Genomic DNA, 24,469 nt, shown 5'->3' with positions numbered 1-24,469 from the left:
TCGGGCTCAGGCCGCTTCAGATTTGGGCGTGTTCAGCCAGGCCATCCGCTCGCGCAGACGGGCGCCGACCTGTTCGATCTGGCTCTCGCGGTCCGCCTTCAGCCAGGCCTCGTACTGGGGCTTGCCGGCCTCGTTCTCGGCGATCCAGTTGCGCGCGAAGGTACCGTCCTGGATCTCGTCCAGGATGGTCTTCATCCGGGCCTTGGTCTCTTCGTTGACGACGCGCGGGCCGCTGGCGACGGCGCCGTACTTGGCCGTCTCGGAGATGAAGTGGTGCATCTTCGAGATGCCGCCTTCGTAGAACAGGTCCACGATCAGCTTCAGCTCGTGCAGGCATTCGAAATAGGCGATCTCGGGCTGGTAGCCGGCCTCGACCAGGGTGTTGAAGCCCTGCATCACCAGTTCCTTGGCGCCGCCGCACAGGACGGCCTGTTCGCCGAACAGGTCGGTTTCGGTCTCTTCACGGAAGGTGGTTTCCAGCAGGCCGCCGGTCGCGCCGCCGTTGCCCTTGGCGTAGCCCATGGCCCGGTCGCGGGCCTTGCCGGTCGCGTCCTTCTCGACCGCGAACAGGCTGGGCACGCCGCGCCCGCGCTGGAACTCGCGACGGACCAGATCGCCCGGCCCCTTGGGCGCGACCAGGATGACGTCCATGTCTTCGCGCGGGGTGATGCGGCCGTAGATGATCGAGAAGCCGTGGGCGAACAGCAGGGCCGAGCCCTCCTTGGCGTTCGGCTCGATGATGTCGCGATACACCTGATCCTGAACCATGTCGGGGGTCAGGATGGCGATGATGTCGGCGCCCTTGACGGCCTCGGCCGGCTCGGCGGTCGGGACGCCGTCGGCGGTGGCGTGTTTCCAGCCCGTGCCGCCGTGACGGACGCCGGCGACCACGTCATGGCCGCTGTCCTTCAGGTTCTGGGCGTGCGCCCGACCCTGCGAGCCATAGCCGATGATGGCGATGCGCTGCCCGGCGATCGCGCCCGGCTTGATGTCTTCGTTGGTGTAGATGGTGATGGCCATGAGAATTCAGGCGTCCTGAGCAGCAGCGGATTTGTGAGAGGCCGGGATTTGCGCCGGCGGCGGGTTGGGGATGGTGACCGCGCCCTGGGCGGCCGAGGCCACGGAGGCGCGGTATTTGGCGAAGACGCCTCGCGCCGGGCGGACCACGTGGGGCGTGAAGCCCGCCCGGCGCGTCGCCAGATCGACGTCCACGTCGATCCGGCGGTTGGTGACGTCGATGGTGATGCGGTCACCATCGCGAATGAGGGCGATCGGGCCTCCGACGGCGGCTTCCGGCGAGATATGGCCGGCGACGAAGCCGTAGCTGGCGCCCGAGAAGCGGCCGTCGGTCAGCAGGGCGACATTGTCGATCTTGCGGCCCTTCAAGGCGGCGGTGACCTGCAGCATTTCGCGCATGCCGGGGCCGCCCTTGGGGCCTTCGTAACGGATGATGATGACGTCGCCCTCGCCCACCGAACCGTCCTGGACCGCGTGGAAGGCGTCTTCCTCGCTGTCGAAGACACAGGCCGGACCTTCGAACTTGTCGACCTTGTGACCCGTCAGCTTGATGACCGCGCCCTCAGGGGCGACGTCGCCATAGATGACGGCGAAGCTGCCGCGGTCCATCACGGGGGCGTCGAAGGTCGCCACGACGACCTGGCCCGGCGTCTCCTCGGCCTCGGCCGCCTCGGCGAACAGGCTGCGGCCGCTGACGGTGGGCGTGTTCACGATCTTGCCGGCCTCAGCCATCCGCTGGGTCACCAGGCGGGTGCCGCCGGCGGCGAACAGGTGAGAGGCCAGGAAACGGCCGCCAGGCTTCAGATCGCAGATCACCGGCGCCTCGACACAGGCCTGGTGGCAGTCCTCGACCCCGAACTCGATCCCGGCCTCGGCCGCGATGGCCGTCAGGTGCATGACGGCGTTGGTCGATCCGCCCGAGGCCGAGACGGCGACGGCGGCGTTCTTCAGGCTGGCGCGGGTGATGTATTTGCGGGCCGTGTCGCCGGCGAAGACCCGTTCGACGATCAGCCGGCCGCAACGCTCGCCCTCGGCCGCCTTGCCGGGATCGACCGCCGGCACGTCATTGGCGCCCATGGGGCTGATGCCCATGACCGACAGGGCCATGGCCATGGTGTTGGCCGTGAACTGGCCGCCGCAGGCGCCGGCGCCGGGGCAGACGGCCTGTTCGACCGCCTTCAGCCCTTCGTCGTCCAGGGCGCCGGCCGAATGGGCGCCGATGGCCTCGAAAACCTCCTGGACCGAGACCTCCTTCGAGCCGATCACGCCCGGCATGATGGTGCCGCCGTAATAGACCAGACCGGGGATATCCATCCGAGCCAGGGCCATGGCCGCCGCCGGGATCGTCTTGTCGCAGCCGACGATGCAGACCACGCCGTCCAGCTGGTGCCCCTCGATCGCCAGTTCGATCGAGTCGGCGACGACCTCGCGGCTGATCAGCGAGGCCTTCATGCCCGCCGTGCCCATCGAAATGCCGTCGGTCACGACGATGGTGTTGAAATCGACCGGATAGCCGCCGGCCGCGATGATCCCGGCCCGCACGTCCTTGGCCAGCCGGTCCAGGTGCATGTTGCACGGGGTGACCGTCGACCAGGTGTTGACGATGCCGATCATCGGCTTGTCGAAATCGGCGTCCTGCATGCCGGCGGCGCGCAGATACGATCGGGCCGCCGCCCGGTTCGGGCCGGCCGTCACCGCCGCGCTGCGCGCGTTGGGCTTCCTGGGCTCTGAGGTAGAATCTTGCGTCATCGGTCCGGTTCGTTTCGAACCGCCAAGCACGAAAAACCCCGCTTCCTTTCGGGAGCGGGGTGGTGCGAGGCGATCCTGAGTGTGTTTAGGTCAGGTCGCGTGCATCCACGCCGCTTGCGTAAGCAGGCCGAGGAGTACGAGGAGAATGAGGATTACAGGGCTTTCCAGGCCGATCGGCGCGCGAGCGGCCACGACCGCGTCAGCGGTGCGTCCCTTCGTCATGTCGCGCGTCATCACAGCCACGGGCGGCTCCCTGTTCTGACGCCAAGAAACCATATGGGCCGGGGCCGCACAACCCCCGTCGCAAAAATTTTGCTCAAAAGGCCGACGACGACCGCCATGGAGGTGTTTCTTACCTTGCGTCCGCAAGTCTCTCCGCCGGCCGTAACGGTTCCTAACCGCTTGTTAGGGCCGCAGGCCCCGCGCGGGGTTGAAACCGGGCCGCGACAGTTCCATTGAGACCGCCAACAACATAATCGTTCAGAGGAGCCCCCCATGACCGTTCGCGTCGCCATCAATGGTTTCGGCCGCATCGGCCGTCTCGTCCTTCGCTCGATCATCGAGCACGGCCGCACGGACATCGAGGTGGTGGCGATCAACGATCTGGGCCCGGTCGAGACCAACGCCCACCTGTTCCGCTATGATTCGGTGCACGGCCGCTTCCCCGGCACGGTGACCTCGGGCGAGGACTGGATCGACGTCGGCACGGGCAAGATCAAGGTCACGGCCGAACGTGATCCGGCCAATCTGCCGCACGCCGAGCTTAAGGTGGACATCGCGCTGGAGTGCACCGGCATCTTCACGTCGAAGGACAAGGCCAGCGCCCACCTGAAGGCCGGCGCCAAGCGCGTCCTGGTCTCGGCCCCGGCCGACGGCGCCGACAAGACCATCGTCTTCAAGGTCAACCACGAGACCCTGACCGCCGACGACATCGTGGTGTCGAACGGCTCGTGCACCACCAACGCCCTGGCCCCCGTCGCCAAGGTGCTGAACGACCTGTTCGGCATCGAGCGCGGCTATATGACCACCATCCACTCCTACACCGGCGACCAGCCGACGCTGGATACGATGCACAAGGACCTGTACCGCGCCCGCGCCGCCGCCCTGTCGATGATCCCGACCTCGACCGGCGCCGCCAAGGCCCTGGGCCTGGTCCTGCCGGAACTGAAGGGCAAGCTGGACGGCTCCTCGATCCGCGTCCCGACCCCGAACGTCTCGGTCGTCGACCTGAAGGTCGTCGCCGGTCGCGAGGTGACGGTGGAAGAGATCAACGCCGCGCTTCAGGCCGCCGCCGACGGCCCGATGAAGGGCGTGCTGTTCACCACGACCGACCCTCTGGTCTCCAGCGACCTGAACCACATCGCCGCCTCCTCCACCGCCGCCCTGCCCCAGACCCAGGTGGTCGACGGCAAGCTGGCCCGCGTGCTGAGCTGGTACGACAACGAATGGGGCTTCGCGACCCGCATGAGCGACACCGCCCTGGTGATGGCGAAGTTCCTGTAACAACCGCGCGTCTCCTCCCCGTTCGCCTCTTGGCGAATGGGGAGGTGGCTCGAAGCGTAGCGGAGAGACGGAGGGGCTCTTTCTGCGCGCACGAAGGACCCCCTCCGTCACGGCGCAAGAGGCGCCGCGCCACCTCCCCATCGTTTCGCGACAGGGAGGAGACAGGGAACCGATCAATGACCTTCCGCACCCTCGACGACGCACACGACCTCGCCGGCAAGACGGCCCTGGTCCGCGTGGACTTCAACGTCCCTATGGAGGGCGGCAAGGTCACGGACGACACCCGTCTGCGGGTCGCCCTGCCGACGATCCAGCGTCTGCGCGACGCCGGCGCCAAGGTCGCGCTTCTGGCTCACTTCGACCGTCCCAAGGGCCAGCGCGTCCCGTCGATGAGCTTGAAGCCGGTCGTAGATGATCTGGAGACCCTGCTCGGCGCCCCCGTCCGCTTCGCCGACGACTGCATCGGCCCGGACGCCGTGGACGCCATCCGCGAACTGGACGCCGGCGGCGTGGTCCTGTTGGAGAACGTCCGCTTCCATGCGGCGGAAGAAGCCAATGATCCGGTCTTCGCCCGGAAGCTGGCGGATCTGGGCGATCTCTATGTCAACGACGCCTTCTCGGCGGCGCACCGCGCCCACGCCTCGACCGAGGGGATCGCCCACCACCTGCCCGCCTACGCCGGCGAATCCATGCGCCGCGAACTGGACGCCCTGGACGCGGCGCTCGGCAATCCGCAAAAGCCCGTCATCGGCATCGTCGGCGGCGCCAAGGTCTCGACCAAGCTGGACCTCTTGAAAAACCTGGTCGGCAAGCTGGACCGCCTGGCCATCGGCGGCGGCATGGCCAACACCTTCCTGTACGCCCAGGGCATCGACATCGGCGGCTCCCTGGCCGAGCGCGACATGGCCGACACGGCCCGCGAAATCATGGCCGAGGCCGAGGCGCGGGGCTGCAAACTGCTGCTGCCGGTCGATTTCGTGGTGGCGACCGAGGTCAAGCCGGGCGCCGCCGCTCGCCCGGTCGCCGCCGGCGCCGCCCTGTCGGCCGACGACAAGATCCTGGACGCCGGCCCGGCCACGGTCGCGCGTCTGCTGGAGGCCCTGACGGCCTCCAAGACCCTGATCTGGAACGGCCCTCTGGGCGTGTTCGAGGTGCCGCCCTTCGACGCCGCCACCGTGACGGTCGCCCGTCATGCGGCGGCCCTGGCCAAGGCCGGCGTCCTGACCGCCGTCGGCGGCGGCGGCGACACGGTCTCGGCCCTGAATCACGCGGGGGTGTCGGACGACATGACCTTCGTCTCCACCGCCGGCGGCGCCTTCCTGGAATGGATGGAGGGCAAGCCCCTGCCGGGGGTCGAGGCCCTGCGCGCCTGAACCCTGACGCAGCGGAAACAACTGTAACACGGCGTGACTTTGAGCGCGCCGCCCGCTAGTCTCGCGCCCAATCAAAAAAGACTTTCGGCTCAGGAGACTTCATCATGGCGCGCATCACGCTGCGACAGCTGCTCGACCACGCGGCGGAGAACGGCTACGGCCTTCCCGCCTATAATATCAACAACATGGAGCAGGGCCTCGCGATCATGGAGGCGGCCCATGAGGTCAATGCGCCCGTGATCATCCAGGCCTCGCGCGGCGCCCGGAACTACGCCAACGATATCGTCCTGGCCAAGCTGATCGACGCCCTGGCGGAACTCTATCCCGACATCCCGGTCTGCATGCACCAGGACCACGGCAACGGCCCGGCGACCTGCGCCACCGCCATCCAGTACGGCTTCACCTCGGTGATGATGGACGGCTCGCTGGAAGAGGACGCCAAGACCCCCGCCTCCTATGAATACAATGTCGAGGTCACGCGCCGCGTCACCGAAATGGCCCACGCCTGCGGCGTCTCGGTCGAGGGCGAATTGGGCGTGCTGGGCTCGCTGGAGACCGGCATGGGCGAGGCCGAGGACGGCCACGGCTTCGAGGGCAAGCTGGACCATTCCCAGCTCCTGACCGACCCGGATCAGGCCGTCGAATTCGTCGCCGCCACCAAGGTCGACGCCCTGGCGATCGCTATGGGCACCAGCCACGGCGCCTATAAGTTCACCAAGAAGCCGGACGGCGACATCCTGGCGATGAACGTGATCGAAGAGATCCACCGCCGTCTGCCCAACACCCACCTGGTGATGCACGGCTCGTCCTCCGTGCCGCAGGAGCTTCAGGACATCATCAACCAGTACGGCGGCGAAATGCCCCAGACCTGGGGCGTGCCGATCGAAGAGATCCAGCGCGGCATCCGCCACGGGGTGCGCAAGGTCAACATCGACACCGACAACCGGATGGCCATCACCGGCGCCATCCGCAAGGTCCTGGCCGAAAAGCCGGGCGAGTTCGACCCCCGCGCCTATCTGAAGCCCGCCAAGGAGGCGATGAAGAAGCTCTGCAAGGAGCGCTATCAGCAGTTCGGCTGCGAGGGCCAGGCGTCGCGCATCCGCCCCCTGTCCACCGCCCACATGGCCAAACGCTACGCCTCGGGCGAGCTTGATCCGTCCTTCCGCAATGCGGCGGTCAAGGCGGCCTGACGACCGCCCCTTCTGATCAGACCGGGTAGCGGCCGCTCAGTTCGAACCGCACCCGGTCCTCTTGCCAGCGCGCCCGGTCCAGCTCGTCCCTGGCGTCGCGGGCGTTGCGGCGAGCGTCGCGGATTTCGCCCCGCACCTCTTCGATTCGGTTGCGGATCCGCTCCTTCTCCTCGTCGGTCAAGCCGTCCTGACGCAGTTCGCGCTGTTTGGCGTCCAGCTTGTCCTCGCGGTCGTCGATCCGCGCCTCGGCGCTTCTCAGCGCGCTCTCGGCCGCCTCCACCGCCGCTGCCGCCTCATGCAGTCGCCGCCCGTCGTTATAGGCCGGGAGGAAGGCCGCCTCCTCCTCGGGCCGACAGACGCCGTAATAGGTGTTGCCCGCCCGCCCCTCGATCCAGCCGCGCTGGAAGGTGCAATAGCCGCGCAGCCCGTCCTCGCGGGCGCGGCTGTAGGTCGCCGGATCGGGCGCGACCTGATATTTGGCGCAGGCCTGGGCATGGTCGTCCAGCCGGCTCATCGGATAGCCCGCCGCCCCATCGGCGTAACCCTTGTCGCCCCAGGCGCCGGCCAGACACTCTTCCTGGCTCATGGTCGAGCAACTGCCCAGCAAGACGGCTACGACGGCGACGCCGCCCGCGATCATCAAGGTCTTCATCACGGTTCCCCACGCCCCCGAGCGCCACTATTCACGTCAGATCAGGCCCGACGCAAGCGCCCTCGCTGGCAGCCGATCTTCCGATGCTTTACGGATAGAGGGTGTCCGACCCCGAACTGATCGACGACGAAGACCCGGCGCCGGCCGCCGAGACCCTGGAGGCCCGGATCGACGCATCCGGCGTCCGCCTGGACAAGGCCCTGGCCCAGGCCTTTCCCGACCTGTCGCGCGCGCGTCTCCAGGCCCTGCTGGCCGAGGGGGCGGTGCGCCGTGACGGGGTCGTCCTGACCGGCGGCTCGGCCAAGGCCCAGCCGGGCCTCTACCGGGTCGATCTGCCGCCCGTCGCCCCCGCCGCTCCTCAGCCCCAAGTCCTGCCGCTTGCGGTCCTCTATGAGGATGCGGACCTGATCGTGATCGACAAGCCTGCGGGCATGGCCGCCCACCCGGCGCCGGGCACGCCCGACGGCACCCTGGTCAATGCGCTGCTGGCCCGTTGCGGCGACAGCCTGTCCGGCATCGGGGGCGTCGCCCGACCGGGCATCGTCCACCGGCTGGACAAGGACACCTCGGGCGTCATGGTCGCGGCCAAGAGCGACCGCGCCCACCAGGGCCTGTCGGCCCTGTTCGCGACCCACGACATCGAACGCACCTATATCGCCCTGACCCGCGGCGCGCCGACCCCGCTCCAGGGCCGGATCGAGACGCGCATCGGCCGCTCGACCGCCGACCGCAAGAAGATGGCCGTGCTGAAGACGGGCGGGCGCGAGGCGATCACCGACTATCGGGTCCAGCGGACCTTCGGCGAACCGGCCCGCGCCGGCGGCGCGCCCCTGGCGGCGCGTGTCGCCTGCACCCTGCAAACCGGCCGCACACACCAGATCCGGGTTCATCTGTCGTCCAAGGGCGCGCCCATCCTGGGCGATCCCGTCTATGGCTCCGGCAGCCCCGCCGCCCCGGTCCGCGCCGCCATCGCCGAGGTCGGACTGACGCGCCAGGCCCTGCATGCCGCCGTCCTGGGCTTCGTCCATCCGATCACCGGCGCGCCCCTGCGTTTCGAAACCGATCCGCCCGCCGACATGGCGGCCCTGGAAATCCTGCTCTCCACCCTGTGAGGCCGCTGATGGACCCCGATATCCACGACAACACCGCGCTCAACCGCTACGAATTGCCGGTCGACGGAGAGACGGCCGTCGTCACCTACAATCTGTCGCCGCCCAATCTGATGATCACCGAGACCCTGGTGCCCGAACGGCTGGAAGGCCAGGGGATCGCCAGCCGCCTGGCCCGTCACGTCCTGGCCGACGCCCAGGCGCGGGGCCTCTTGATCCTGCCGGTCTGCCCCTTCTTCTCCGCCTATCTTCAGAAACACCCCGAACACGCTGAGGCGGTGCATCCGACCTATCGCGGCATACTGGGGATCTGACCGCCCCCTAGGCGCCTCGTCCCCGATGCGCGTCTTGAATAGCAACTGACTAAGTTCTATATTGAGCCGGTCGGCGTGAGTGGCGCCGGGGTCACGGTCACGCTTTCGTGTGACGATCCGCCCCTAACAATGGCGGCAACCCATCGCTACTTCACCGGTTGAGGGGTGAGGCGTCGGCGCACATGCCGTGGCCGACGGCGAAGCGCCCGCTCGTTCTAGACGGTCGGAGGGACCATATGGCTGCCAATAGCACGCTCGCGGTGATGTCGCCTGAACAGGGCCTGTCGCGTTATCTGACGGAAATCCGCAAGTTTCCGATGCTGACCAAGGACGAGGAGTTCATGCTCGCCAAGCGTTGGTCCGAGCATCAGGATCCGGAAGCCGCCCACCGTCTCGTCACCTCCCACCTGCGCTTGGTCGCCAAGATCGCCATGGGCTATCGCGGCTACGGCCTGCCGATCGGCGAGGTGATCTCCGAGGGCAACGTCGGCCTGATGCAGGCCGTCAAAAAGTTCGATCCGGACAAGGGCTTCCGCCTGGCGACCTACGCCATGTGGTGGATCAGGGCCTCGATCCAGGAATACATCCTGCGCAGCTGGTCCCTGGTGAAGATGGGGACCACAGCGGCGCAGAAGAAGCTGTTCTTCAACCTGCGCAAGGCCAAGAGCCAGATCTCGGCCTTCGAGGAAGGCGATCTGCGCCCCGAACACCTGTCGGCCATCGCCACCAAGCTGGGCGTGTCGGAACAGGAAGTCACCGACATGAACCGTCGCCTCGGCGGCGACGCCTCGCTGAACGCCCCGCTGCGCGCCGACGGCGAGAGCGAATGGCAAGACTGGCTGGCCGACGACACCGCCGTCTCCCAGGAGACCCAGCTGGCCGACGACGAGGAAAAGGGCATCCGCATGAGCCTGCTTCAGGAGGCCATGGAGGAGCTGACGGATCGGGAAAAACACATCCTCACAGAGCGCCGCCTCAAGGACGACCCCGTCACCCTGGAGGAACTCGCCGGCCATTACGGCGTCTCGCGCGAGCGGGTGCGTCAGATCGAGGTCCGCGCCTTCGAAAAGCTGCAGAAGGCCATGCGCGCCGCCGCCGAAGAGCGCAATCTGGTCGACGCCTGATTTCCTCGGGTATCAGGACGCCCGGGCGACCGGCGCGTTCGACGCCGGCGTCTGGGTCAGGGCCAGTATGGCCCCGACCGGCTGGGCCAGACCGGCCTTGGTCACGCCGCCGCCGTCCATGAAGGCCTCCAGCCCGCCCGCCGCGATCGCCAACCGGGCGTCGCCGCTCTTGATCGCCACCGCCTTCAGCGTCTGCGCCTGCTGGCGGATGGCGCGGGTGGCCTGGGCCGGGTCCTGGTCGAACTGGGCCATGGCCGCAACGAGGATCCGCATCGCCTGATCCTTTATGTCCAGCCCGCCCTTGGCCGACGCATCGGTGCGGCGCTTGGGCGCTCCGGCGTATTCGCCCGAGTTGAAGCGCCGACGATCCGGCCCGACATAGCCGACCGCCTCGATCCAGGGGCGGGGCTTCAGGGCGACGTTCTCCACCCGTTTGAACAGATCGCCGGTCGTATAGGGTTTTCTCAGAAACTCGTGAACGCCCGCGTCGCGCGCGCCCTTGATGGCCGCCGCCGTCGCCTCGTTCGTGACCATGATGATCGGCGCCATGCGACAGACCATGGAGGAGCGCCGCACCCGCCGCGCCAGCCGCTCCCCGCTCAGGGTCGGGCCGGCGTATTCGGTGAAGATCACGCCGGGCTCGACGTCGCGCAGCAGCTCCACCGCCCGCTCCTCGTCGCTCTCCACATAGATTTCGCGCGCGCCCAACCCCTTGATCAGGTCCGACATCAGACGCGCAGAGGCGGCGTTGGGTTCGATGATGGCGCCGCGCCGCCCCGTGGGCTCGATGCGGCTCAGGGTCTTTGCGTCCGCAGTGAACAAGGGGTCGGCTCCGTTTGCCTCCTCGACCCTATCTGACCGCCGTTAAGACTCGCTGAATTGCTCAGCCCTGGAAGGGATCGCGCATCAATATGGTGTCGTCCCGCTCGGGGCTGGTCGACAGCAGGGCCACCGGCGCCCCGATCAGCTCCTCGATCCGACGCACATATTTGATGGCGTTGGCGTTGATGTCCTTAAAGCTGCGCACGCCTCCGGTGCTCTCGCTCCAGCCTTCCAGCTCCTCGAACACCGGCTCTGCGGCCGCCTGATCCTTCAGGCTGGACGGCAGATAGTCCAGCACCTCGCCGTTGACGCGATAGCCGACGCAGATCTTCAGCGTCTTCAATCCGTCCAGCACGTCCAGCTTGGTCAGGGCGATGCCGTCGATGCCGTTGATCGCCACCGACTGGCGCACCAGCACCGCGTCGAACCAGCCGCAACGCCGCGCCCGTCCGGTGTTGACCCCGACCTCGCGGCCGACCGTCGCCAAATGCTGGCCGACCGCGTCGTCCAGTTCGCAGGCGAAGGGCCCTTCGCCGACCCGGGTCGTATAGGCCTTGACGATGCCCAGCACATAGCCGACGCCCCGAGGCCCGATGCCCGACCCCGCCGCCGCCTGACCCGCCACCGTGTTGGAGCTGGTCACATAGGGATAGGTGCCGTGGTCCACGTCCAGAAACGCGCCCTGGGCCCCTTCGAACAGCACCCGCTTGCCCGCCTTCTGCGCCTGGTCCAGCACCCGCCAGGCCGGCTTCACATAGGGCAGGATCTTGGGCGCGATCTCCAGCAGTTGGGCCAACAGCGCCTCCGGATCGATCGGCTCCAGGCCCAGACCGGCGCGAAGGGGATCGTGGTGCGAGCGCAGCCGGTCGATCTTGACCTTCAGGTCGTCCGCATTGGCCAGATCGCACACCCGAATGGCGCGTCGCCCCACCTTGTCCTCGTAGGCCGGGCCGATGCCCCGCCCGGTCGTGCCGATCTTGGCCCCGGGCGCGCTGGCCGCCGCCTCGCGCGCCACGTCCAAGGCCGGATGGATGGGCAGGATCAGACAGGCGTTGTCGGCTATGGTCAGGATGTCGGGGCTGATCGCAACGCCTTGGGCTGCGATCTTCTCGATCTCGCCGACCAGATGCCACGGATCGACGACCACCCCGTTGCCGATGATCGACGGCTTGCCCTGCACCACGCCCGAGGGCAGCAACGCCAGCTTATAGACCTTGCCGTCCACGACCAGCGTATGGCCCGCATTGTGCCCGCCCTGGAACCGCACCACCATGTCGGCGCGGTTGGACAGCCAGTCCACGATCTTGCCCTTGCCCTCGTCGCCCCACTGGGCGCCGACCACCGCCACGTTCGCCAAAGTCCGTACTCCGCCTCGCGTCCTCGTCGGAGAACGCATCAAAACCAGCAGGCGCCGCAGCATTGCGACGGTCTGAATGCGGGCGCAGCCTATAGCGGGGGAATCGTCCGGTGTCGTCCCGATCCGTCGTATTTTACGACAGTTCCCCCACCGCCGTCTCGAACGCCCATTCGAGCCACGGCGTCGCCGCCACTACATCGGCCGTCTCGACGGTGCAGCCGCACCACAGCCGAAGGCCCGGCGGCGCGTTCCTGTGGGGCTCCATATCGAACACGGCGCCCTCGCCTTCCAGCAGGGCCTTGAAGCGTTTGACGAAGCCCTTCTGCCCCGCCTCGTCCAGGCCGGTCACGCGCGGATCGACGAACTTCAGACAGACTGAGGTGGTCGAGCGGATTTCGGGCCTCTCGGGCAGGAAGGCGATCCAGTCGGTCCGCTCCACCCAGTCGGCCAGGGCGGCGAAGTTGGCGTCGGTGCGCCGGATCAGTTCGCTCAAGCCCCCGATCCCTTGCGCCCATTCCAAGGCGTCGATCCAGTCCTCGATGGTCAAAACAGAGAAGGTGTTGATCGCCACCCCGTCGGCCAGGGCGCGATCGAACCCCTTGCCGTCGGTCAGGCGCAGCAGTTTCGGCACGGGCCGTTCGGGCCGATAGGAATCCAGCCGCGCCACCGCCCGCGGCGACAAAACCATCACCCCGATCCCCGCCTCGCCGCCCAGCGCCTTCTGGAAGCTGAAGGTCACCACATCCAGCTTGTCGAACGGCAGGGGCATGGCGAAGGCGGCCGAGGTGGCGTCGCAGATCGCCAGCCCCTCGCGATCGTCGGCGATCCAGTCGGCGTCCGGCACGCGCACGCCCGAGGTCGTGCCGTTCCAGGGGAAGACCACATCCTTGGACCAGTCGGCCCGGCTCAGGTCCGGCAGCTCGCCCCAGGGCGCCGTCAGGGCCTCGGGCTCCAACCTCAGATGATCGCGCACGTTCGCCAGCCAGGTCAGGCCGAAATTCTCGAAGGCGACCACCTGCACCGGTCGCTGCCCCAGCATGCCCCACAGGGCCGCCTCGACCGCCCCGGTGTCCGATCCCGGCGTATAGAGCAGCACATGGCTGTCCGGCACTTCCAGCACCGCCCGCGTCAGCCTCAGCCCATGGGCGAACCGCTCCACCACCTCGGGCGCGCGGATGCCCCGTCCCAACAGGTCCTGCGGCAGGCCGCCCAGGCTGTAGCCCGGCCGTTTGGCCGTCGGTCCGGCCGAAAACCACGGCCGCGCCGGTTTGACATCAGGCTTTGCGATCATGGTCTCTTTCCCTTGCGCGACCGCGCGTCACCCGGCCCCAACGCCGCTCAACGCCCCGGCGTATAGGGCCGCTTGGCCCGCCAGTCTTCGGCGAACTTGATCAGGGCGGCGTCCGGCGTCTCGGGCAGAGTCACGACGATACGGGCCAACAGATCGCCGCGCCGCCCCTGGGCGAAGGCGCCCCGTCCCTTCAGCCGCAACAGCTTGCCCGAGTTGGAGCCCGGCGCGATCGTCACCTGCACCTCCCCTTCCGGCGTCGGCGCCCGCACCTTGGCGCCCAGAACCGCATCGGGCACCGAGACCGGCAGGTCCATCGTCAGGTCCGCCCCGTCGCGCTTATAGATGGGGTGCGGCTCGATCTTCAGCTCGATCAGGGCGTCGCCGTTCTCGGCGCCCCGCCCCGGCGCCCCCTGGCCGCGCAGGCGGATGGTCTGGCCGTCCGACGCGCCCTTGGGAATGGTCACGTCCAGGGTTCGACCGTCGGAAAACTGGATTCGCCGGGTCGCCCCCGAAATGGCGTCCTCCAGGCTGATGTTCAGGCTGGCGCGCACGTCCTGGCCGCGCGCGGTGAAGTCGCGCGGACCCCGCTGGCGGCCCGCGCCCCCGAACATGCCGAACAGATCGTCCAGGTCGATGCCTTCGAAGTCGGCCCGACCGCCCGGTCCGCCGCCGCCGGAGAAGCCGCCCTGGCCGAAGGGATTGCCGCCCGGCCGTCCGCCCCCGCCGAAGCCGCGATACTGTTCATTGCCGTCGGCGTCCAACTGGCCCGCGTCATACTTGGCCCGCTTTTCCGGATCGCCCAACAGGTCGAAGGCCGCCGTCACCCGTTTGAACCGTTCCTCGGTCTTGGCGTCGCCGGGGTTCTTGTCGGGGTGCAGTTCCTTGGCCAGTTTGCGGAACGCCTTCTTGATCTCGTCCGCGCTCGCGCCCTTTGAAACGCCCAGTTCCTTATAGGGGTCGCCTGCCACGTCCGTTGCCGCTCCAACTGAAAACACCTGAGAGGCCGTCAGTTAAGCCATGCCCCCGCCCCCGCAAAGGGCCGGACCCGGATATTTGCTCAGGCCAGAGCCTGATCCGTTGAGGAGGAACCGCTTCGCGGTTCCGCTGAAACGGTGAATCAGGCTCCCAAGTTAAAGCGAGAGCCTAATTCACGCTTCTGTCGGAACCGCCGCGCGGTTCCGTCCGAAACCATCAGGCTCTAAGCCGATTTCCGCCTCTTCGCCCCAGCCGAACCCCTCGCCCCACTGGGCCACGGCGATCCGCGCCGTCGGCGGCGCCCCGTCCGGAAAGTCCGCCGCCGCATCCGCTGTGGCGTAAAGGGCCGCCGCCCCATCGACCTCCATCGTCCGCACCACCGCGCCCCCGTTCGTCACCCGGACACGAAAGCGCATCGGATCGACCGGCGTCGGCTCGCCGTCCCAGCCGTCGCCGTACAGCCGCACGCGCGGCGTCCAACTGACCCGCCGTCCCTCGGCCGAGGGCCGGACCGTCAGCCCCGCCGGCGACCACGGCCGGTCGCAAAGCCCCCGCAGGGTGAAGCCCGCCTCGCGGAACCCCGCCCCGCCCGGCGCCGCCCCCGCCGGCCCGACGCGACAGACCAGGGGCAGGCCCCGTTCGGCGCGCCCGATCTCCGCCCGCGCCGCACGCGGCTCCAGAAACACCACCACCGACCCGGCCGGGGCGCCCGCCCGCATCTCCGCCTCCGTCCCCTGCTGACCGCGCAACAGGCCGCTCAGCCGCCAGACGTCCGGGGCGATCAGGGTCGCGGAACGGTATTGCGCCACCTCCCAGCCCCCCGTCGTCTGGATCGCCAGGGTGTTCGCGCCGCCCAGCACCGCCGTCTCCGCCGCGCTCTGCGGCGCCGCCCCCTCGACCCGCACCACCAGGGCGTTGACCGTATCCCAGCGCCCGGTCGCCCCCGGCCGCAAGGGCTCGACCAGCACTCCCACCGGCGTCGGCGCGTCCAGATCGGCGCGCGCGGTCAAGGCGCCGGCCGACGGTCCGGCGTGCAGCCGCATTGGCCGCCACGGCTCCACCGCCGCCGCCACGACCGGCCGTGCATCGTCCTCACTCCCTATCAACGGCGGCAGATCCAGCAGGGCCAGAAAGGGCGCCCCGGTCGTCGCCGGACCCTCGCCGCCCCTTCCTCCCCCCTGATCCTCATAGAGTCTTCGCGCGCCGACCGGCTCCAGAGTGATCGCCGGCGTCTCCTCCGCCGCGACGCGCGCCACCCGCCAGTCGCCGTCGCGGCCCTCCAGCCGCACCACGTCCCCAGGCTCGGCCGCCAGGGCCTCCAGCGGCCCCAGGGTCAGGACGACCGTCTCGGCCTGCTCCGCCTCCAGCGCCCGCTCCGCCACAGCCCGCGCCAGGCCGTCGCCGCAGACCAGGGGCAGGTCCAGATCGACGCCGCCGCCGGTCGCGGCCCGCCCGGCCTCGGCCGGCCCACCCTCGGCCCGCGCAGTCACCGCCCCCGTCTGATAGTCCGCCGTCTCATCGATGAAACGCACCCGCGCCGCGCCGGGCCGGGCCTCCAGCCGTCGCGTCGCCGTTTCGGCCCCGCCCCCCTTGGGCAGGGCCAGGCCGTCTCGGCTCAACACCGTCCGGCTCGCCGTCCGCCCCAAGACGGCGACCCGCCCGTCCCGCTCGGCCGCCACGGCGTCGAAGGCGGCCAGCAGCGGCTCCAGGGCGTCGCGCGTCCGCATCGGCCGGTCGATCACATAGCCGCCGGCCGCCCCCTCCACCCCCTCGATGATCCGTTCATCCGTCGCCAGGCCGCCGCGCGCCAGCACCGCCGCGATCAGATCGGCGCCGTCGCCCGCCAGCCGCCCGTTCAGCCAGTGTCCGGCCCGCCACGCTCCGGCGTCGGCCCAGACCTCCGCCCGCGCCGGAAAGGCCGGATAGGGCCGGGCGTCCCAGCACCAGGCGTCCGCCCCCTCCAGCATCGGCCCGCCATAGACCGGCGAAACCGGATTGTTCTCAGGCGCCGCGAAATGGCCCAGCACAGCCTCCAGCGCCGCCCGCTGCACTGCATCGTCGCGCGCCCCGGTGGAAAAGGGCGGCAGGGCGCTCTCGCCGCTCTTGGGGTCCTGAAACAGGTTGGGCGCATTGCCGCCCCGGTCCACCGCCGCACAGCCGAACTCGGTCAGCCGCACCGGCTTCATCCCCGGCCGCCAGGCCGTCGGCGTCGCCGCCCGCACCCCGCCCGGCCGCTCATAGTGCAGGTTCGACCACCAGCCCTTCAGATCCTTGGGCCGGAACAGCCAGTCCTCTCCGCGCGCCGCATCGACGATCGGCGTCCGCACCTGGGCCGCCCGGTCGGCCGCGCTGGCGTAGTACCAGTCGAACCCCTCGCCGCCCGCCACCCCCCCGCCAGACAGGCCGGATCCGCCGCCCCGTCGAACCGGGCTGCATCCAAGCCTCCGTCCCCGTCGCGCCAGTCCGTCAGGGGCGGGTACCAATCGATCGACACATGGTCGATGTTCGGATCGGCCCACAGGGGATCCAGGGGAAACCGCACCTCCCCGCCCGCCAGCCGTCCGAAATATTCACTCCAGTCGGCGGTGTAGGACAGTTTGATCCCCGATCCGACCCCCGCCCGGCACTCGGCCGCCAGGGTCCGCAACTGATCCACCGCCGGAAAGCCGCCCGCCGCATCGCGCGTCCAGGTCACGCCCCGCATCTCCGATCCGATCAAGAGGCCGTCCGCCCCTTCCTCGGCCGCGATTCCAGCGTAGTGCAGCGCCATCCGCCGCAGGCCCCAATCCTCCGGCCCGCCGAACAGGGCCGCGATCTCGGCGGCCGCCCCCGCCCCGTCCGTCCCGGCCACCCGCCCTCGCCACGGATAGCCGGGACAGTCCATGAAGACGAAGGGATACAGCGTCACCTCCAGCCCCCGGCTCTTCAACTCTCGGATCGCCTGGCGCACGCTCTCATCCGACGGCGTCCCGCCATAGGCCGGCGCAGATCCTCCCCCGCTGGGGGAGGTGTCGGCAGAGCCGACGGAGGGGGCCAATCCTCCCCGTGGGGAGGTGGCGGCGAAGCCGACGGAGGGGGCCCGACTGACCTCATAGGCCTCATGCCTCGCCACCCCCGCCACCGACCAGATCATCGGCTCGGTCGGCTTGTCGCGCCGCCCCACCCCCGGCCGCACCCGACAGTGACCGGCCCTCAGATCATCCCCGAACCAGCCGACCACCAGGCTGACCCGTTTCAGATTCGGCAGCTGGGCCTGAAGCTGATCCAGCGACACGATCAGGTCGGCCCGCCCCTCGCCGTTATGGACGTTCTCCGCCGTCGTCCGCGTCAGCCCCTCGCGCCGCACCACCGCCTCGGTCGCCAGGGCGAACTCCCCCGCGCCGGGGATCAGACACACCCCCTCCAGCCGGTCCTCTAGCCGCGGCCCCGCCCCGCGCGGCCGCCGGAACACCTCAAAGCTCAGCTGCGGAACCCGGTCCCCGAACGGCCCCAACGGCAGGTCCTCGAACACCACATAGGCCACGCCGCGATAGGCCGGCGCATCCTGCTCCACCGCCTCGATCAGCGGGTCCGGCCTCTGGTCCTCCCCGCCGCGATGCACCCGCATCGCCACGCCGTTCAGCTCCATCAGCCGTCCGTCGGCCCAGACCCGGCCGATCCCGTCGATCTCGCCTTCGCACAGGGCCACGGCGAAACTCAGCGAATAGGCGTAGTCGACCGTCCTGGGCCCGCCCTTGCCCGCCCGTCCCTTGACCTTGCCTTCCAGGAACCGCGCGGCCCAGATCACCTGTCCCGCCACCCGCGCCCGACCGAAGACGCAGGCCATCGGCGCCCCTTCGGCCGTCCCCTGGATCTTCAGCCCGTCCAGCCTCGGCCCCAGCTGTCGCGCCGGCGACAGGGAGCCGATCACGCGATCGTCGATCACCCGCCCGATCGTCGCCCCGATCACCCGACCGACCGGCCCGCCGACCAACTGCCCCACCGCGCTCAGTACGACTTGCGCCATCTACGCCTCCTCGGGAAATCGAAACGCCGCGACCAGCCGCCGCCGCCACCAGACCCCCATCCAGCTCTCCACCACCGCCCGTCCCCAATAGGCGTGGATCATCTTCGGCTCCGGCCCCTCGACCGCGCTCAGCACGGCGCAGTGTTTGGCCGCCACGCCCGGCGACATGCAAAACAGCAGCACATCCCCTGCCCGCATGGCCTCGACCGAAACCGGCATCAGCCACCGCTCCAGCGCCTCCCGCAACAGCTCGCGCCCGCCCGCCTCGGCCCAGTCCGGCGAATAGGGCGGAACGCCTTCCGGCTCCGCCCCCGCCACCTCGCGCCACAGCCCGCGCACCAGACCCAGACAGTCCGCCCCCACGCCCTTCACACTGGCCTGATGCCGATACGGCGTCCCCAGCCAGGCCCGCGCCGCCACAGCCACCCGCGCGCCGACGTCTCCCGCCCCAGACCCTCTCCCGCTTGCGGGAGAGGTGGCCCGGCGTTCGCGAAGCGAACCAGGGTCGGAGAGGGAAGTTTTCCTCTCACAAGGACTTCCCCCATCGTCAGGCGTGTCGCTTCGCGCCTCCGCCCTCACCGCCGGCTCCCGCCGTCGTGGCGGCCGCCCTGCGCCGGCCAGGCCGTCAGGAAGTCATCCCCCGGCACGTCCGGAAAGCCCCGAAAATTCACCCCATTCCCAAACGTCCCGACACAGGTCTCCCAACGCTTGTCGCAGGTCCGCCCGGCCGCATCCGCGACCCCGCAGCGCGCGTCCCCCAGCCGCGCGTCGCACAGCCGGCCATAGGTCCGCCCGACCACCCGCTCCAGCTTGGCCAGCGGCCCTTCCAGATCGGCGACGAAAGCCCCGTCCTGCCGCCTCAGCCGCGTGATCGTCCCCGACCACAGCCGCACCCCCAGCCCCGGCTCGGACCAGTCCAGGCGCCACAGCTCGACCGCCGCTCCGTCCAGCCGGCCCGCCGCCACATCCGCCTCGCGGATCGAGGCGTCGTCCAGCACGCCCGAGGCCGAGGCCGTCCCCGCCGCCAGTCCGACCGCACTTCCGCCGCCCCCGCCGTCCAGCCGCTCGCCGCCCGACAGACCACCCCGTCCAGCGTCAGATCCCGGTCATGGTCGGTGAAGCCCGCCCGCGTCCCGTCGACGCGCCGCACCAGCCAGACATGGCAAAGCCGCGCCGCCCCGCTTTCGATGCGGGCGGCCAGATCGTCCGGTATGTGTCTCATCTTCGCCTTCGCTCAGTCGTCAGTGGCGAGTGGCGAGTGGCGAGTAAGCGGGCCGACCATTCGTCCCGACGATCAGGTCTCGGCGCTCCCGCATCCCGAACCGCCTCGCCACTCGCCACTGACCACTCGCCACTCTCTTCAGACCCGCACCTCGATCAGCGGGACCGCCGCCATCCGCCCGGCCTCAAAACTCTCCAGGGTCGTCTCGATCCGGTCGGTGTCGAACCGCACCGGCGTGTCGAATTGAAAGCCCGCCGTCACCGTCACCCCCGCCGCCGGCGCGGACGCCAGGGTCACGACCCCCGTCGTCCAATCGACGGAAAGGCCCTGGGTCTCCACGCCCCCGACCGCCACCCTGACCGACCCTTCGACCGGCTTCCGGATCGGCCGTTCGACGTCGCCGTAGGTCTTGATCAGCGGAAACACCGTCCGCGCCCCGTCGCCCAGGCCCAGAACCTGATCCCCGGCCGAAACCGTCCCGCTGGGCACGCACGATTTGAAATCGGCGAAGTCCTTGAACCGGAACCCGTACAGCCGCCCCCGCCGCGCCTCGAAGAAGGCGATCAGGGCGGCCATGTCGTCCAGCGATCTCAGGTTCGCCCCGATCAGATAGCGCCTGCGCCCCAGCGCCCAGGGCGTGGACCGCCGCTCGAACCCGGACGCCAGGGTCGCGATCTCCGTCCGCCGCTCCACCCCGCCGGTCGAGCCGAACGCCAGCCGCGCGGGCAGGCGCACCTCATGAAAGCTCATTCGAACCTGTCCCCTGTTTCACTTGTCCGAACGGCGCCGCTCGTCCATGCTCCGCTAACGACGGCCGAGGGGGCCGTCTCGAGACGGGAGCGAAGACTTGCGCGGCGAAATCCTCAGCTATGACACCACGGCCGGCGCCGGCCTGATCAGCGGCGACGACGGCGTCCGCTACGGCTTCAGCGCCGCCGGCCTGCAGTCCCCCGCCGTCCCCGCCCCCGGCGTCCGCGTCGATTTCGTGCCCGAGGATGGCGAGGCGACCCAGATCCTGATCCTGGCGGGCGGCCCCTCCACCGTCGGCGTCGCCGGCGGCTACGCCAGTTCGACCGACACCACCGTCGCCGGTTTCGACTGGCAGAAACTGTTCCTGTCCTTCGAGGGCCGTACCCGCCGCAGCCATTTCTGGATCGGCTGGCTGATCCTGCTGGGCGTCGGCGTCGTCGCCGGCTGGCTGCCGATCATCGGCGCCCTGATCTCCCTGGCCCTGATCTGGCCGAACCTGGCCATTTCGGTGAAACGCCTGCACGACATGGGCAAGACCGGCTGGCTGGTCGCCATTCCCTGGGTCGCCGCGACGGTCTTCACGATCATCGGCTTCGTCATGGTCATGGGCGCCGCCTTCGCCGGCGGCATGGGCCCCGACTATTACGAAGACAATCCCGCCGCCTTCTTCGCCCTGATGGGCCCGGGCGTCGGCGCCTTCATCCTGGCGGGCCTGGTCCCTCTCGCCTTCCTGCTGTGGATCGGCCTGGTCGAGGGCGACAAGGGCGACAACCGCTTCGGCCCCAACCCCAAGGGCGAATAGCAAGACAGTGACGAGTGGCGAGCGGTCAGTGGCGAGACAGGCCGCATCCGCATCGCCGCTCGTCACTCGCCCCTCGCCGCTCGCCACTCAAAAAAAGCCTACCTCCCCCGCGCCCCCAGGCTGACCGCCCGCGCCAGCATCTGGGCGATCTGGGCCTCGGACCGCAGCAGGGCCTCGGCCCCGCCGTCCACCGCCACATGGACAGTCACAGCCCCGCCCGTCGCCGACCCGATTTCGCCGCCGACGCTCGGGCGAAACACCTCCGGCCCCCGTTCTCCGACCAGATAGGCGCCGCCCCCCAGCACCGGCCCGCCGTCGGCCCTAGCCCCGCCGAAATTGGCCCCGCTGAAACTGGACGCCGCCGCCTGGATCGCCGCGCTCAGACTGCTCCCCGATCCGCCGGACCCGGCCGCCGCATTCACCGCCTTCAGCACGGCCTGGGCCAGCTCGGACAGAGACACCTCTCCGTCCGCCGCCGCCCGCGCCAGCGACCGGCTCAGGCTCTCGCCCGCCCGGCCGAAGGCCGCCTCTATCGCATTCGCCGCCTCCTCGGCCGGTCCCTTCAGCGCCTCCAGCGCCGCCCCCGCCTCGGCCGCCTTCAGCGGCAGGTCGTCGATCCCGTCCCGTCCGAACTCATCCGCCATCGGGCCAGTCCTCCATCAGTTTCGCCAGGCCCGCCCGGCCCATCGGCGCCGTCCCGCGCGGCGCCTCGGTCAGCATCCGCCATTCCTTCAGCGACAGCCGCCAGAAGGCCTCGGGCGCAATCCCCATCCGCATCGCCGCCCGCATCATCTCGCCCCAGGGCGTCGCGCCCGTCATCTTCCGGCTTGACCGGAGGACGCCTCAAAGGCCGCCGCCACGGCCCGCGCCGCCTCGCGCGGATCGACCGCCTCGACCTCCGGCCGGGCCTCGCCCCCGCCGCGCAGCACCGCCGCCAGGACCACCATCAGATCCCGCGCCGACAGGGTCTTCATCCGCTCGGCCGCCGCCGCCAGACCCTCGACGCCCAACCCGGTCTCGATCTCGGCCAGGGCCCCCAGGGTCAGACAGACCCTGCGCCGCACCCCGCCCAGCATCACCGCCGCCTCGCCCCGCGCCTGGTTCATCGTCGCTTCCAATCTCAAGTGAAAAACGCCGGGGCCAGTGCTAGTGCGAGTACGAGTGCTAGGGCCAATCGACATTGGGCCTGCCGCCGTCCTGCCGTCCTGCGCGCAGCCGCCGACCCAAGAGAGGCGCCTCGGGCGTTGAAGACTCTATTCGATTGAGTGTCGGTCTTCCTTCCCGCGTCAGCGGAAGGGAAAACGTCTGGCGGCGTAACGCCGATTGAGGGTGGGTTCATCACAACGGGCACGACGAGGTCACGGCGAACACGGCGGGTTCCGATGGCGTCGTGACCGCTGTGAATCCGCCGTGATCGCTGTGAGGAACCCGCGTCCGCCGCATCAAGGCCCTCTGACGCGGGAAGAGCGGCCTGACCGCAGTAAGCTGAATGTCGATTGAACCTAGCGAGCGTCTACCCAGCCGCCCCGCCGTTCTCCGCTCACCGGCGAAGCCCGCTCACTAGCACTAGCACCAGCACTCACCCCCTCACGCCGCCGAAAACCCGACCGCCCCCGCGCTGGCCAGGCTCAGGGCGAAGGTCGCCTCCCCCTCATGGGTTCCGGCGTATTCCAGCGCCGCCACCAGGAACGGCCCCTCCAGCACGCCGAAGTCCGGCACCACCAGCCGCCACCGCTTCGCCGCCTGATCGAAGAAGGCTTCCCGCACCAGGGCGTCCGAGGCCGCATCGCGGAAGATCCCCTGGCCCGACACCGCCGCCGACTTGACCCCGGCGCCGGCCAGCAGTTCGCGCCACCGTCCGGCGCTGTCGCCGTCGGTGGCGTCCACCGTGCGCGCGTTCAGCGAAATCGTCCGCGCCCTCAACCCCGCCACCGTCGTGAAGACGCCCGGCGCGCCCTCGATCTTCAGCAGCATGTCCTTGCCCGCCTGTGCGGTCATCTTGTCCTCGCTTTGCTCCTGAGTGGCGGGTGGCGAGTGACGAGTGGCGAGGAAGGTCGTCGCAACGGCTCCCCCCGCTGCTTCCGCCCGCCCGATCCAGCTCGCCACTCGCCACTAACCACTCGCCACTTCCTCGGTCACCGCCCTCAGCCGCACCACCGCATAGGTCCGCCGCCCGTCGCTCGCCCCGAACACGTCGGCGAAGGTCGCTCTCAGGGTCGCGGTCCGCACCCCGTCCGCCTCCAGCACCGCCTCGTGCAGACAGGCCCGCACCGCCGCCGCCATCGCCTTGGCCTCTTCCGCGCCGAGGAAGCGCGACACCCCGGTCAGGGTCAGTCTCTGCTCCACCCCGCCCCCGTCCGCCGCCACCGGTCGGCTCTCGCATCGGCCCAGCGCCAGATAGGGGCAGGCCGCCCCCTCCGGCGGCTGGTCGAACACCCGCCCCCCGGTCAGGGCCGACACCGCCGCATCCGCCTTCAGGGCCGCGACCACCGCCTTTTGCAGGGCGCTCTCATGATCCTTCATCGCACCCGCTCCAGCTCCAGCCGCAGCCGCCCCGGTCGCAGAGGATCAAGGCCCACGACGTCCCAGTCGGCCCCGCCGAACCGCAGCACCCGCCCGACCGCCAGCCGCGCGTCGGCCCGCGCCTCGGCGCTCAGCCGCTCGACCGTGCGCCTCTGATCGCCCTCGCCCCGTTCGATCCGCCGCCGCGTCCCGCAGGTCAGCCAGGCCGAGCCGACGGGTTCGAAACCCACGCTGCGCCCGCCATAGGGGGTCTCGGCCTCCACCGGCCGGAACAGGCTCGCCAGAACCCTCACAGCCGCACCGTGCGATAGGGGGCGGTCCATTCGTCGATCGACAGGTCCGCCGCCGCCTCGCCCCGCTCATAGGCCCGCAGCACCAGCATCAGGATCGCCAGCCTCAGCCCCGCCGGCGCGGTGGAGGTCAGGCTCAATCCCACCTCCGCCTCCACCCGCGCCTGGGCCGCCTCAATCAGGGTCTGGATCAGGCCGTCCTCGGCCTCATGCTCGACCCTCAAAAACAGCTTCGCCTCCGCCGCCGTCACCGGTTGCGCCATGTCTCTCCTCGCCTTGCTCGGAAGTGGCGAGTGACGAGTGGCGAGCGGCGAGACCGCCACCCCTACTCAGCCCAAACGCCGTTTCATACGTCAGCGGCGAGCGACCACTCGCCACTCGCCACTGACCACTCGTCACT

Annotated in this window: 24 protein-coding genes and 2 pseudogenes; 7 read left to right on the top strand and 19 right to left on the bottom strand. The window is 69.7% G+C overall.

From position 1 onward, the window contains the following. Nucleotides 1-6 precede the first annotated feature (6 nt). Complete coding sequence (ilvC, locus tag JMT67_RS15625) at nt 7-1,020, bottom strand: ketol-acid reductoisomerase (protein ID WP_201464127.1); 1,014 nt, start codon at nt 1,018-1,020, stop codon at nt 7-9. 6 nt (nt 1,021-1,026) lie between these two features. Beyond that, on the bottom strand, nt 1,027-2,766 hold the full coding sequence (ilvD, locus tag JMT67_RS15620; RefSeq protein WP_201464126.1) for a dihydroxy-acid dehydratase: 1,740 nt from the start codon (nt 2,764-2,766) through the stop codon (nt 1,027-1,029). A 495-nt stretch (nt 2,767-3,261) separates the two neighbouring features. Between ilvD and gap the strand changes: the two genes are divergently transcribed. The 3 genes from gap to fba all read left to right on the top strand — a co-directional run bounded on the left by gap (nt 3,262) and on the right by fba (nt 6,832). Further along, on the top strand, nt 3,262-4,269 hold the full coding sequence (gap, locus tag JMT67_RS15615) for a type I glyceraldehyde-3-phosphate dehydrogenase (RefSeq protein ID WP_054764915.1): 1,008 nt from the start codon (nt 3,262-3,264) through the stop codon (nt 4,267-4,269). Nucleotides 4,270-4,445: 176 nt separating this feature from the next. After that, the gene (locus JMT67_RS15610) at nt 4,446-5,642 is read left to right on the top strand and encodes a phosphoglycerate kinase (RefSeq protein WP_201464125.1); all 1,197 of its coding nucleotides are present in this window, start codon (nt 4,446-4,448) and stop codon (nt 5,640-5,642) included. Between the two features lie 104 nt (nt 5,643-5,746). Beyond that, nucleotides 5,747-6,832: a class II fructose-bisphosphate aldolase gene (gene fba / locus JMT67_RS15605; RefSeq protein ID WP_054764913.1), complete on the top strand. Its 1,086-nt coding sequence runs from the start codon at nt 5,747-5,749 to the stop codon at nt 6,830-6,832. Between the two features lie 16 nt (nt 6,833-6,848). Here fba and JMT67_RS15600 read toward each other — a convergent pair whose 3' ends face one another. Next, the gene (locus JMT67_RS15600) at nt 6,849-7,484 is read right to left on the bottom strand and encodes a DUF2799 domain-containing protein (protein WP_054764912.1); all 636 of its coding nucleotides are present in this window, start codon (nt 7,482-7,484) and stop codon (nt 6,849-6,851) included. Between the two features lie 101 nt (nt 7,485-7,585). Between JMT67_RS15600 and JMT67_RS15595 the strand changes: the two genes are divergently transcribed. The 3 genes from JMT67_RS15595 (at nt 7,586) to rpoH (ending at nt 10,031) form a co-directional block, all read left to right on the top strand. Then, entirely contained in the window at nt 7,586-8,596 is a 1,011-nt protein-coding gene (locus tag JMT67_RS15595; RefSeq protein ID WP_201464124.1) for an RluA family pseudouridine synthase, read from the top strand. A gap of 8 nt (nt 8,597-8,604) precedes the next feature. Then, nucleotides 8,605-8,907, top strand: a complete 303-nt coding sequence (locus JMT67_RS15590) for a GNAT family N-acetyltransferase (RefSeq protein ID WP_183216836.1) — start codon at nt 8,605-8,607, stop codon at nt 8,905-8,907. 236 nt (nt 8,908-9,143) lie between these two features. After that, nucleotides 9,144-10,031 carry an RNA polymerase sigma factor RpoH gene (rpoH, locus tag JMT67_RS15585; RefSeq protein ID WP_082382620.1) on the top strand — a complete coding sequence of 296 codons (888 nt, stop codon included), beginning with the start codon at nt 9,144-9,146 and terminating at the stop codon, nt 10,029-10,031. A 12-nt stretch (nt 10,032-10,043) separates the two neighbouring features. On the opposite strand, the gene JMT67_RS15580 is transcribed toward rpoH, so the two are convergent. The 9 genes and pseudogenes from JMT67_RS15580 to JMT67_RS15545 form a co-directional block, all read right to left on the bottom strand. After that, a complete protein-coding gene (locus JMT67_RS15580; RefSeq protein WP_201464123.1) occupies nt 10,044-10,853 on the bottom strand; it encodes a response regulator in 810 nt (269 codons plus the stop codon). A 61-nt stretch (nt 10,854-10,914) separates the two neighbouring features. Beyond that, entirely contained in the window at nt 10,915-12,210 is a 1,296-nt protein-coding gene (locus JMT67_RS15575; RefSeq protein WP_054764909.1) for an adenylosuccinate synthase, read from the bottom strand. A gap of 133 nt (nt 12,211-12,343) precedes the next feature. Further along, nucleotides 12,344-13,501: a phosphoserine transaminase gene (locus JMT67_RS15570; protein WP_201464122.1), complete on the bottom strand. Its 1,158-nt coding sequence runs from the start codon at nt 13,499-13,501 to the stop codon at nt 12,344-12,346. 47 nt (nt 13,502-13,548) lie between these two features. Next, nucleotides 13,549-14,469, bottom strand: coding sequence for a DnaJ C-terminal domain-containing protein (locus tag JMT67_RS15565; protein WP_152949638.1), 921 nt, complete (start codon nt 14,467-14,469; stop codon nt 13,549-13,551). A gap of 180 nt (nt 14,470-14,649) precedes the next feature. Continuing rightward, nucleotides 14,650-18,482, bottom strand: a pseudogene (locus JMT67_RS16535) (baseplate multidomain protein megatron). Beyond that, complete coding sequence (locus JMT67_RS15555; protein WP_201464121.1) at nt 18,483-18,908, bottom strand: NlpC/P60 family protein; 426 nt, start codon at nt 18,906-18,908, stop codon at nt 18,483-18,485. A gap of 149 nt (nt 18,909-19,057) precedes the next feature. Beyond that, nucleotides 19,058-19,282, bottom strand: coding sequence for a phage BR0599 family protein (locus tag JMT67_RS16530; RefSeq protein WP_407645747.1), 225 nt, complete (start codon nt 19,280-19,282; stop codon nt 19,058-19,060). After that, nucleotides 19,280-19,704, bottom strand: a pseudogene (locus JMT67_RS15550) (DUF2163 domain-containing protein); the annotation flags it as partial. The pseudogene JMT67_RS15550 and the gene JMT67_RS16530, both read right to left, overlap by 3 nt. A 138-nt stretch (nt 19,705-19,842) precedes the next feature. Next, nucleotides 19,843-20,454, bottom strand: a complete 612-nt coding sequence (locus JMT67_RS15545) for a DUF2460 domain-containing protein (RefSeq protein WP_201464120.1) — start codon at nt 20,452-20,454, stop codon at nt 19,843-19,845. A gap of 97 nt (nt 20,455-20,551) precedes the next feature. Between JMT67_RS15545 and JMT67_RS15540 the strand changes: the two genes are divergently transcribed. Further along, complete coding sequence (locus JMT67_RS15540) at nt 20,552-21,256, top strand: DUF805 domain-containing protein (protein WP_201464119.1); 705 nt, start codon at nt 20,552-20,554, stop codon at nt 21,254-21,256. Nucleotides 21,257-21,354: 98 nt separating this feature from the next. Here the strand turns inward: JMT67_RS15540 and JMT67_RS15535 are convergent, their stop codons facing one another. The 7 genes from JMT67_RS15535 to JMT67_RS15505 form a co-directional block, all read right to left on the bottom strand. Next, nucleotides 21,355-21,900 (bottom strand): phage tail tape measure protein, encoded by a 546-nt coding sequence (locus JMT67_RS15535; RefSeq protein WP_201464118.1) that lies wholly within the window; start codon nt 21,898-21,900, stop codon nt 21,355-21,357. Next, nucleotides 21,890-22,075 carry a phage tail assembly chaperone gene (locus tag JMT67_RS15530; protein ID WP_224764448.1) on the bottom strand — a complete coding sequence of 62 codons (186 nt, stop codon included), beginning with the start codon at nt 22,073-22,075 and terminating at the stop codon, nt 21,890-21,892. The genes JMT67_RS15535 and JMT67_RS15530 overlap by 11 nt, the downstream gene beginning before the upstream one ends. Next, nucleotides 22,072-22,362, bottom strand: a complete 291-nt coding sequence (locus JMT67_RS15525; protein ID WP_054764900.1) for a GTA-gp10 family protein — start codon at nt 22,360-22,362, stop codon at nt 22,072-22,074. The genes JMT67_RS15530 and JMT67_RS15525 overlap by 4 nt, the downstream gene beginning before the upstream one ends. A gap of 481 nt (nt 22,363-22,843) precedes the next feature. Then, nucleotides 22,844-23,254: a phage major tail protein, TP901-1 family gene (locus JMT67_RS15520; protein WP_054764899.1), complete on the bottom strand. Its 411-nt coding sequence runs from the start codon at nt 23,252-23,254 to the stop codon at nt 22,844-22,846. 114 nt (nt 23,255-23,368) lie between these two features. After that, a complete protein-coding gene (locus JMT67_RS15515; protein ID WP_201464117.1) occupies nt 23,369-23,779 on the bottom strand; it encodes a DUF3168 domain-containing protein in 411 nt (136 codons plus the stop codon). Next, nucleotides 23,776-24,102, bottom strand: a complete 327-nt coding sequence (locus tag JMT67_RS15510; RefSeq protein ID WP_227976057.1) for a phage head-tail adapter protein — start codon at nt 24,100-24,102, stop codon at nt 23,776-23,778. The genes JMT67_RS15515 and JMT67_RS15510 overlap by 4 nt, the downstream gene beginning before the upstream one ends. Continuing rightward, nucleotides 24,069-24,332: a head-tail connector protein gene (locus JMT67_RS15505; RefSeq protein ID WP_054764896.1), complete on the bottom strand. Its 264-nt coding sequence runs from the start codon at nt 24,330-24,332 to the stop codon at nt 24,069-24,071. Before JMT67_RS15505 ends, JMT67_RS15510 begins: the two co-directional genes overlap by 34 nt. Nucleotides 24,333-24,469: the final 137 nt, after the last annotated feature.

The organism is Brevundimonas aurantiaca, assembly GCF_904830995.1.
GTDB lineage: Bacteria > Pseudomonadota > Alphaproteobacteria > Caulobacterales > Caulobacteraceae > Brevundimonas > Brevundimonas aurantiaca.
This window is presented reverse-complemented; position numbering and strand designations above follow the sequence as displayed.

What these genes read in the sequence shown, in the direction of transcription:
- JMT67_RS15510 (WP_227976057.1), bottom strand. Translation starts at nt 24,102, where the DNA reads ATGGACCGCCCCCTATCGCACGGTGCGGCTGTGAGGGTTCTGGCGAGC.
- JMT67_RS15545 (WP_201464120.1), bottom strand. Translation starts at nt 20,454, where the DNA reads ATGAGCTTTCATGAGGTGCGCCTGCCCGCGCGGCTGGCGTTCGGCTCG.
- JMT67_RS15520 (WP_054764899.1), bottom strand. Translation starts at nt 23,254, where the DNA reads ATGACCGCACAGGCGGGCAAGGACATGCTGCTGAAGATCGAGGGCGCG.
- JMT67_RS15610 (WP_201464125.1), top strand. Translation starts at nt 4,446, where the DNA reads ATGACCTTCCGCACCCTCGACGACGCACACGACCTCGCCGGCAAGACG.
- gap (WP_054764915.1), top strand. Translation starts at nt 3,262, where the DNA reads ATGACCGTTCGCGTCGCCATCAATGGTTTCGGCCGCATCGGCCGTCTC.
- rpoH (WP_082382620.1), top strand. Translation starts at nt 9,144, where the DNA reads ATGGCTGCCAATAGCACGCTCGCGGTGATGTCGCCTGAACAGGGCCTG.
- fba (WP_054764913.1), top strand. Translation starts at nt 5,747, where the DNA reads ATGGCGCGCATCACGCTGCGACAGCTGCTCGACCACGCGGCGGAGAAC.
- JMT67_RS15590 (WP_183216836.1), top strand. Translation starts at nt 8,605, where the DNA reads ATGGACCCCGATATCCACGACAACACCGCGCTCAACCGCTACGAATTG.
- ilvD (WP_201464126.1), bottom strand. Translation starts at nt 2,766, where the DNA reads ATGACGCAAGATTCTACCTCAGAGCCCAGGAAGCCCAACGCGCGCAGC.
- JMT67_RS15525 (WP_054764900.1), bottom strand. Translation starts at nt 22,362, where the DNA reads ATGAACCAGGCGCGGGGCGAGGCGGCGGTGATGCTGGGCGGGGTGCGG.
- JMT67_RS15505 (WP_054764896.1), bottom strand. Translation starts at nt 24,332, where the DNA reads ATGGCGCAACCGGTGACGGCGGCGGAGGCGAAGCTGTTTTTGAGGGTC.
- JMT67_RS15535 (WP_201464118.1), bottom strand. Translation starts at nt 21,900, where the DNA reads ATGGCGGATGAGTTCGGACGGGACGGGATCGACGACCTGCCGCTGAAG.
- JMT67_RS15600 (WP_054764912.1), bottom strand. Translation starts at nt 7,484, where the DNA reads ATGAAGACCTTGATGATCGCGGGCGGCGTCGCCGTCGTAGCCGTCTTG.
- ilvC (WP_201464127.1), bottom strand. Translation starts at nt 1,020, where the DNA reads ATGGCCATCACCATCTACACCAACGAAGACATCAAGCCGGGCGCGATC.
- JMT67_RS15515 (WP_201464117.1), bottom strand. Translation starts at nt 23,779, where the DNA reads ATGAAGGATCATGAGAGCGCCCTGCAAAAGGCGGTGGTCGCGGCCCTG.
- JMT67_RS15570 (WP_201464122.1), bottom strand. Translation starts at nt 13,501, where the DNA reads ATGATCGCAAAGCCTGATGTCAAACCGGCGCGGCCGTGGTTTTCGGCC.
- JMT67_RS15530 (WP_224764448.1), bottom strand. Translation starts at nt 22,075, where the DNA reads ATGACGGGCGCGACGCCCTGGGGCGAGATGATGCGGGCGGCGATGCGG.